This is a genomic window from Wolbachia endosymbiont of Drosophila tristis, assembly GCF_028981745.1.
In the GTDB taxonomy this organism is placed as follows: domain Bacteria; phylum Pseudomonadota; class Alphaproteobacteria; order Rickettsiales; family Anaplasmataceae; genus Wolbachia; species Wolbachia pipientis.
Map to the genome: position 1 here is coordinate 1 of NZ_JAPQLN010000011.1, position 540 is coordinate 540.

1 tRNA gene and 1 rRNA gene are annotated in these 540 nt (G+C 53.5%); both read right to left on the minus strand.

What is annotated here, in order from left to right:
* Nucleotides 1–149 precede the first annotated feature (149 nt).
* Nucleotides 150–226 (minus strand) — tRNA-Met (locus OZD64_RS00080).
* Between the two features lie 27 nt (nucleotides 227–253).
* A 5S ribosomal RNA gene (rrf, locus tag OZD64_RS00085) occupies nucleotides 254–369 on the minus strand.
* Nucleotides 370–540: the final 171 nt, after the last annotated feature.

Below are 540 nucleotides of genomic sequence, written 5' to 3' on the forward strand. Positions count from 1 at the left end.
TTCTATTTTGGATGAGAATTTGAGCTGGCATTCTGCTCTGGAAGAGTGTGATGGATTTTATGGGTTTGGCAGGGAAGGATTGAGTGCAACGCAAAAACCCCGCCTGAGGGAGGCGAGTTGGCTGTAGTGATTACAATTTAGTAGGATTTTGGTTGCGGGGGCAGGATTTGAACCTGCGGCCTTCAGGTTATGAGCCTGACGAGCTACCGGGCTGCTCCACCCCGCGGTGGTGTTTTATTGGGTAGACTGGAAGACCTGGCGGCGACCGACTTTCCCACGACTTAAGCCGCAGTATCATAGGCGCTGGGGGGTTTCACGGCCGAGTTCGGGATGGGATCGGGTGGATCACTCCCCGCCATGGCCACCAGGTCATCCAGTCCACCCTGAGTGGGGTGGTGTGGATGCGGTTGGTGTTTATTTAAAGAGAGGTTTTCTGTGTGACGCGTGCATGGATGATTTCTGTGCACGGGCTGTCCTTTTAAGGGGACAGTATGAGAGTGAGCCTATAGAGCGATTAGGACCAGTTAGCTGCACGCATTA